The sequence below is a fragment of the Pseudomonas sp. genome, assembly GCF_050739935.1.
Taxonomy (GTDB): domain Bacteria; phylum Pseudomonadota; class Gammaproteobacteria; order Pseudomonadales; family Pseudomonadaceae; genus Aquipseudomonas.
The window spans coordinates 91,783-99,486 of sequence record NZ_JBOICF010000019.1; the positions used below are offsets into that span (position 1 = coordinate 91,783).

Annotated in this window: 4 protein-coding genes; 3 read left to right on the forward strand and 1 reads right to left on the reverse strand. The window is 60.2% G+C overall.

Translation table 11 applies throughout. From position 1 onward, the window contains the following. Window positions 1-329: 329 nt before the first annotated feature. Window positions 330-1,142 (reverse strand): exodeoxyribonuclease III, encoded by an 813-nt coding sequence (xthA, locus tag ACRER8_RS02710; RefSeq protein ID WP_431744824.1) that lies wholly within the window; start codon window positions 1,140-1,142, stop codon window positions 330-332. A 215-nt stretch (window positions 1,143-1,357) separates the two neighbouring features. Between xthA and ACRER8_RS02715 the strand changes: the two genes are divergently transcribed. The 3 genes from ACRER8_RS02715 to ACRER8_RS02725 all read left to right on the forward strand — a co-directional run bounded on the left by ACRER8_RS02715 (window position 1,358) and on the right by ACRER8_RS02725 (window position 7,495). Then, window positions 1,358-2,008, forward strand: coding sequence for a GNAT family N-acetyltransferase (locus ACRER8_RS02715; RefSeq protein ID WP_431744825.1), 651 nt, complete (start codon window positions 1,358-1,360; stop codon window positions 2,006-2,008). 67 nt (window positions 2,009-2,075) lie between these two features. Beyond that, complete coding sequence (locus tag ACRER8_RS02720; RefSeq protein WP_431744826.1) at window positions 2,076-3,806, forward strand: autotransporter assembly complex protein TamA; 1,731 nt, start codon at window positions 2,076-2,078, stop codon at window positions 3,804-3,806. Between the two features lie 41 nt (window positions 3,807-3,847). After that, window positions 3,848-7,495 carry a translocation/assembly module TamB domain-containing protein gene (locus tag ACRER8_RS02725; RefSeq protein ID WP_431744828.1) on the forward strand — a complete coding sequence of 1,216 codons (3,648 nt, stop codon included), beginning with the start codon at window positions 3,848-3,850 and terminating at the stop codon, window positions 7,493-7,495. Window positions 7,496-7,704: the final 209 nt, after the last annotated feature.

A 7,704-nucleotide genomic window follows, 5' to 3' on the forward strand; every position in this document is an offset into this window, starting at 1 on the left:
ACCGGGTAGTGGCCTGGGTTGTTGGCAATGGCGATCTTTCGGACGCCACCACCGGTAAGCGGGCTGCTACGGATTCTGCGGTGTATCGGGGTCGTGTGTTTACGCGGTCCCGTGTAGGAGCCGGCTTGCTGGCGAACCTAGTGTGTCAGACCGCACAACTGTAACTGAGCCACCGCATTCGCCAGCAAGCCGGCTGCTCCTACAGATTTTGCGGCACCCGGGATTTTTGCGTAGGGCGCATTCCGCGTAGGAGCGGGCTTGCTGGGCGGAGGCGTCCGTGAAACTGTCCCCGGGCAAGGACTGCCACCCAGCGTTAATGCTCTGAATAATCAGCTCAACTCAAGCCAGATCGGCGCATGGTCGGAAGGCTTTTCCATCCCGCGCAGGTCGTAATCCACGCCGGCTGCCTTGATCCTCGGCTGCAAACCGTGAGAGGCCAGGATCAGATCGATGCGCAAACCACGCTTGGGCTGGTCCTCGAAACCGCGGCTGCGGTAGTCGAACCAGCTGAACTGGTCGACTACTTCGGGGTACAGGTGGCGGAAGCTGTCGACCAGACCCCAGTTTTTCAACTTGGCCATCCACTCCCGCTCTTCGGGCAGGAAGCTGCATTTGCCGGTCTTCAACCAGCGCTTCGCGTTGTCAGGGCCGATGCCGATGTCGCTGTCTTCCGGGGAAATGTTCACGTCCCCCATGACCACCAGCGGCTGGTCGTTGCTGAAACGGGTTTCCAGCAACTGCTGAAGATCGGCGTAGAACCTGGTCTTGGCCGGGAACTTGGTGGGGTGGTCGCGGCTTTCGCCCTGTGGGAAGTAGCCATTCATGATGGTCACTGGCACGCCATTGCGATCAGCGAAGGTGCCCCAGATAAAACGGCGTTGGGCCTCTTCATCGTCGCTGTCAAAACCCTTGTGCACGACCAGCGGCGCCTGCCGCGACAGCAGGGCTACGCCGTAATGACCTTTTTGCCCATGGAAATGCACGTGATAACCCAGCGCTTCGATTTCGGCCTGTGGGAACTGATCGTCCGAGACCTTGGTTTCCTGCAAGCCGATGACGTCAGGTTGGTGTTTTTCAATCAGCGCCGCCAATTGATGCGGGCGGGCGCGCAGGCCGTTGATGTTGAAAGACACAATTTTCATAGACGGCAGTCCTGGCAAAAATCAAACCGCGATGCTAGCTGACCTGCCGGACGACGACCAGCCTCAGCGCGCAATCTCGCGATTCGGGCAGGCTGCTACGCTGTGGGAAATGCCTGAAAAAATCGCCGGAACTGTCGTCAGTGGCCACGACTCGAACGCCTGACACCATGAACCGGTCGAACGCGTCGGATGGTCATTGAAAGGGACACACTCATATGCCTGAATCAGCGAATGCACTGGCCGATATCCGTCAACTGGACAGTGGTTATTCCCGCGAGTCACGCTCACTGCTGTATCAGGCGTACCGACACGAGCCAAGTTTTGGCTACCTGTTCGAATCCGGACGCCCGGGCTACGAGCAGCGGGTCCGGGCGACCATTCGCGAGTTGGTCAAACAACACTTCCTGCAAGACATGCCTGCGCTAGGCCTTTTCGTCGAGGACCGTCTGGTGGGCGTCGCGCTCATCGCGCCGCCGCAGCGCCGCCTGGGCATCACGGAAAGCTGGGCATGGCGTCTGCGCATGGTGATGAGCACCGGCCTGCGTTGCACACAGCGCTATCTGGAGTATTACCAGGCAGTGCTGGCGTGTCTGCCATCGGACGCTGTGCATGTGCTGCCTCTGTTCGGCGTCCACCCGGATTTCCAGGGCCAGCACTATGGCGAGCAGTTGTTGCAGGCGCTGCATGACTGGTGCGCAGTGGACGGAAACTCCCAAGGCATCGTCCTGGATACCGGAAACGGACATTACCTGGAGTTTTACAAGCGACAGGGTTATGAAGAAATCGGCGAAGTTGCTGTAGGGCCAATCCGCGAGCACGTGTTTTTTCATCCCAACCCTCAGGTTTTACCGGGTTCCATCGCTTGACCGCGGACCTTCCCTAAACTTTTGCGGGCTCCAGCAGCACCCGCCGCTCGTGTTAGCATCCGCGCCTATGAAGTTTCCCGGTCGATATACAAGTGGTTTTCTCCTGATGTTCTCCAGCTGCGCAGCGTTTGCCGATGCGCAGCTGGATGTGCGGATCAAGCCTGCCAACTCCGAGCTCAAATCCAATATTGAAGGGTATGTGGGCAGCCTCGGCGAGCGCGATGAACAGGCTCTTGAGCGCTTCAGCGTGGGCGCCGTCGAACAGGCGCAGAAGGCCGCGCAGGCGCTGGGCTATTACCAGGCGCAGATCGACAGCGAAGTCAAACGCACCGACAAGGATCTGCATCTGGTCTTGACCGTGCAACCCGGGGAGCCGGTACATCTGCGCAACGTCACCGTGCGAATCCAGGGCGAAGCCAGCCAGCTCAGGGCATTCAAGGTGCCCAAAAGTGACGCCCTCAAGCCCGGCGCTGCGCTCAATCATGGTTATTACGAAGACGCCAAGAAACTGATCCAGAATCAAGCGGCGCGTTACGGATTTTTCAACGGCCGTTTCGTCACCCAACGGCTTTCCGTCGACCCTCGCGCTGGCGTGGCTGACATCGAACTGGTCTATGACAGCGGGCCGCGTTTCTCTCTAGGCAAGGTGACGTTCAGCGGCGATGCGCCATTCGACGAGGACTTGCTGCAGCGCATGGTGCCGTTCAAGGAAGATACGCCTTATGACTCCGAGCTGATCGCCGAACTCAACCAGGCCATGCAGTCCAGCGGCTACTTCGAAGGCGTACGGGTGGATGCCTCGCCCACGGCCGCGCAGGCTCAGGTGATTCCGGTAGACGTGCAATTGCAGACCCGCAAGCCTCGCACCATGGGCCTTGGCGTGGGGTACTCGACGGACGTCGGGCCACGGGTCAAGGCCAACTGGACGCGTCACTGGGTCAACCCTCAGGGGCATAGTTATGGCGTGGAGTCGGAACTTTCGGCGCCGCGACAGAACGTGGGCCTGTTCTATGACATCCCCCTGGACCCGCCGTTGACCGACAAACTGCGATTCGCGGGCGGCTATCAATACGAAGAAATCGCCGACACCGACAGCCTGAGCAAGCTGTTGACCGTGGGGCCTGAGTGGCACAGCAAGCTGCCCAGCGGGTGGGAACGGGTGATCTCGCTCAAATGGCAGCGCGAAGAATATCGACTGGGCAACGATGAAGGGCTTAGCACTTTGCTGATGCCCGGCATCAGCTATTCCTACCTGCGTAGCGATAACCGGATCGACCCGCACAACGGCTATCGCCTGCAATTCGAAACTCAGGTAGCTAAAGAGGGTCTGGGATCGGACGCCAATGTCCTGCATGGCACCGCGTTGCTCAAGGGCCTGACCACAGTGGCGCAGAATCATCGCTTTCTTGGCCGGATACAGGTCGGCGGCACCGCTACCAATGGCTACAAATCCATCCCGCCTTCGTTGCGCTTCTTCGCGGGTGGTGATCAGAGCGTGCGCGGTTACGACTACCAGTCGCTGTCACCGGAGAACTCCGATGGTGACAAGATCGGTGGGCGTTACATGATCGCCGGGAGCGCTGAGTATCAGTATTCGATCGCCGAAAAATGGCGCGTGGCGGCGTTCGTCGATCAAGGTAACTCCTTCAACTCGCTGGACTTGCCGAGCCTGAAAACCGGGGTCGGTATCGGTATTCGCTGGGTTTCGCCGGTCGGCCCATTGCGCCTGGACCTGGCTCACGCGCTGGATGATGACGGCGGTATTCGTCTGCATTTCTCGATGGGACCTGAACTGTGACGAACACCGCGCTCTTGAAACGTATCACTCTCTATTTCGTCATCGGCTTGCTCGCCGTCGTGCTGTTGATCAGCACGGCTCTGGGGCTGATTCTGGGTACCGAGTCCGGCAGCCGCTGGGCACTGGGCCTGGTTCCCGGCTTGCAGGTCGAGAACTTCACCGGTCGTCTCGGTGGGCAGTGGCAGGCCGACTCGCTGACCTGGCAGCAAGGCGAAAGCAAGGTCGAAGTGGACGCGCCTGTTTTTGCCTGGTCGATGTCTTGTCTGACGCGCATGACCTTGTGCATCGACAACCTGCAAACCGGCGATGTACGTCTGCATTTTGCACCCTCGGGTGCGGCAGAAAGCAGCGGTCCGATCACCTTGCCCGACCTCAAGCTGCCACTGGCGCTGGAGTTGGGGCGGGTACAAGTCGGCAGTTTGCATCTGGATGGCACGGAGCAGGTGCGCGACGTGCAACTGGCGGCGCACTGGACAACTGATGGGTTGAAGATCGATTCGGTCCATGCTCAACGTGACGATATCGTTCTGGATTTGACCGGCTTACTCAAACCGACAGCTGACTGGCCGCTGACTGCCCAGGGTCAGGTCAAACTGCCGGATGTCAGCGGTCAGCCTCTGTCATTGGCGTTGAACGTGGAGGGCGACTTGCTCAAGACGCTCAACCTCAATGCGCAGACCAGCGGTTACATCGAGGCGAAGCTGGTCGGCCAGTTGCAGCCACTGGTGGACAATCTTCCGGCAGATATTGCGATCACCAGCGATAGCTTCAAGCCCAGCGCCGATTTGCCGGACACGCTGCAACTCAACAAACTGACGCTCAACGCCAAGGGCGACCTGGCGCAGGGTTACGCGATCCTCGGCAACGCCAGTCTGCCTGCCGAACAAGGACCGGTGACGCTCGCGCTGCAAGGTCGGGTCGATGCCAAAGGCGCGGAAGTCGGTGCGCTGGACCTGACGGCTGCTGCCGAACAGCGGCTCAAGGTGAGCGGCAAGGCGGACTGGCAAAATGGATTTAGCGCCGACGCCAGAATCGATTGGCTCGACTTCCCGTGGCATCGACTGTATCCGGTGATCGACGAGCCTCAAGTCAGTATTCACACCTTCAAAGGCGAGGTGTCCTACACCGACGGTAAATATCTGGGTAACTTCGACGGCGACTTCAAAGGCCCGGCCGGGGCCTTCAGCCTGAAAAGTCCGTTCAGCGGCGACCTGCAAAAAATCTTCCTGCCACAACTGGAACTGGTTGCCGGCCAAGGCAAGGCCAGCGGTCACCTGAATGTCGGGTTTGCCGATGGCGTTTCCTGGGATACCGCGCTGGACCTGAGCGCAGTCGATCCGTCGTTCTGGGTCGCTGAATTGCCAGGTTCCCTTGCCGGCCCACTGCGCAGCAAGGGCGCTTTCAAGAACCAGCAACTGAACCTGAACGCCGACCTTGATCTCAAGGGGCGGCTGCGTGGCCAGCCTGCCGTGTTGCAGGCCAAGGCCGATGGCGCCGGGGACAGGTGGAACGTCAGCACACTGGACATCCGCCTGGGTGATAACCGCATCCAGGGCGCTGGCAGTCTGCAGCAAAAACTGGCGGGGCAATTGGACCTGAACTTGCCGCGCCTGGGCCAACTGTGGCCGCGTTTGCAGGGGCAGGTCAAAGGTCGACTCGATCTGGCTGGTACGCTTCAGGCGCCTCAAGGACAACTGGCTTTGCAGGGCAGTCAACTGGCATACGACACCAATAAACTGCAAAGCCTGAATCTGACAGCGAAGCTGGATAATGCCCAACGCGCCAATATCGATCTGAAAACCACCGGCATTCAGAACGGGGATACCGCGCTGGGCACGCTGACAGTCAATGGCCAGGGCGACATCAAACACCAACAGGTCAAACTTGATCTGCAAGGTCCGCTGCTGAAGCTGGCGCTTGCACTCGATGGCAATATGGACAAAGGCAACTGGCGCGGACGTCTTGCTACTGGCGACATTCAAACCGGCGGTCAGGACTGGAAGCTGCAACAGCCTGCCAGGCTGGAGCGTCTGGCGGACGGCAGGATCAATTTCGGCGCCCACTGCTGGATGTCCGGGCCAGCCAGTCTGTGCGGCGAAGATCAGCGCCTGATGCCTGATCCTCGGCTGCGTTACCACCTCAAGCAATTTCCGCTGGAAAGCCTGGCGCAGTGGCTGCCCAGGGATTTCGCCTGGAAAGGCTCGCTCAATGCCGACGTGCAGCTGGACGTTCCCGCCGCCGGGCCTAACGGTCAGATCGTGATCGATGCCAGTGGCGGCACGCTGCGAGTCAAAGACAAGAATCAATGGCTGGATTTTCCTTACCAGACCCTCAAGCTCACCAGCAGCCTGACGCCGAAGAAGGTCGATACCAACCTGGATTTCCGCGGCGGCAAATTGGGCGAGCTGCTGGCGCAACTGAGCATCGACCCGCTGGGCAAGAACAAGCCTGTTACCGGCGACTTCAGCCTGACCGGCCTGGACGTGTCGGTGGCAAGGCCGTTCGTGCCAATGATTGAAAAACTCAACGGCAAGCTCAACGGCAATGGCCGTATTTCAGGCGGCCTCTTGGCGCCACAGGTCAACGGCAACGTGACGTTGAGCGATGGCGAGGTGTCCGGTCCGGAACTGCCTGTCAGCCTGGAAAAGCTCAACGTGCAGGCGCTGATCGCCGGTGAGAACGTGCAGCTCAAAGGCAACTGGACCAGTGGCCCGAACGGGCAGGGCAGTATTGGTGGGCACATTGGCTGGGCAGAGGCGCTGGATGTCGATGTCAGCCTGCAAGGCTCGCGCCTGCCGATTACGGTGGAGCCTTACGCGAAGCTCGAAGCGGCGCCCGACCTGAAGATTACCCTGCAGGGTGATCGGCTGGCGGTGTCCGGCAAGTTGCTGATCCCCAAAGGGGAGATCACGGTTCGCCAGTTGCCACCGTCCACGGTCAAGGTATCTGACGACACGGTCATCGTCGGCGCGCAGACCAAGGAGGGCAAACCGCCGATGGCGATCGCGATGGACGTCAATGTTGAAGTCGGGCAGGACAAGCTCAGCTTCAGCGGGTTTGGGCTGACTGCTGATCTGGCCGGTCGTGTGCATATCGGCGACAACCTCGACACCCGCGGCGAGCTGAACCTGAATGACGGCCGTTACCGGGCGTACGGCCAGCGCCTGACGATTCGCAAGGCGCGGTTGTTGTTCGCCGGGCCTGTGGATCAGCCGTATCTGGACATCGAAGCGATCCGCCAGACCGACGACGTGATCGCCGGTATCCGCCTGACCGGCAGCGCCGAGCAGCCCACGACCACGGTTTTCTCGGAACCGGCCATGAGCCAGGAGCAGGCCCTGTCCTATCTGGTGCTGGGACGCCCGTTGAGTACCGACGGCGAAGACAACAACATGGTGGCCCAGGCAGCACTGGCGCTCGGACTGGCAGGCGGTTCGTCGACCGCTGGCAAGCTGGCCTCCGGGCTGGGGATCAAGGATTTCGATCTCGACACCTCAGGCAGTGGTGACAAAACCGCCGTAGTCGCCAGCGGCAAGATCACCGACAAGCTCAGCCTGCGTTATGGGGTCGGGGTGTTCGAACCGGCCAACACCATTGCGTTGCGGTATTTGTTGAGCAAGAAGGTGTATCTCGAGGCGGCTGGCGGCGTGGCCAGTTCGCTGGATATTTTCTATAAGCGGGATTTCTAGCGGCCAGAGTTCGGACCTGAGCGATCACCCTGTAGCAGTCCGGCTTCACGGCGGCAGCGTCCTGGAATACGCCACCGCCGGCAAGCCGTGCTGCTACAGAGCTGCGGAGTAGCGGGATTTTTCGCCGAGCACGATCCATGTAGGAGCCGGCTTGCTGGCGAACCGATTCTGGCAGTGAGCGCATTGGTGACTGACCCACCGCATTCGCC

What these genes read in the sequence shown, in the direction of transcription:
- ACRER8_RS02720 (WP_431744826.1), top strand. Translation starts at nt 2,076, where the DNA reads ATGAAGTTTCCCGGTCGATATACAAGTGGTTTTCTCCTGATGTTCTCC.
- xthA (WP_431744824.1), bottom strand. Translation starts at nt 1,142, where the DNA reads ATGAAAATTGTGTCTTTCAACATCAACGGCCTGCGCGCCCGCCCGCAT.
- ACRER8_RS02715 (WP_431744825.1), top strand. Translation starts at nt 1,358, where the DNA reads ATGCCTGAATCAGCGAATGCACTGGCCGATATCCGTCAACTGGACAGT.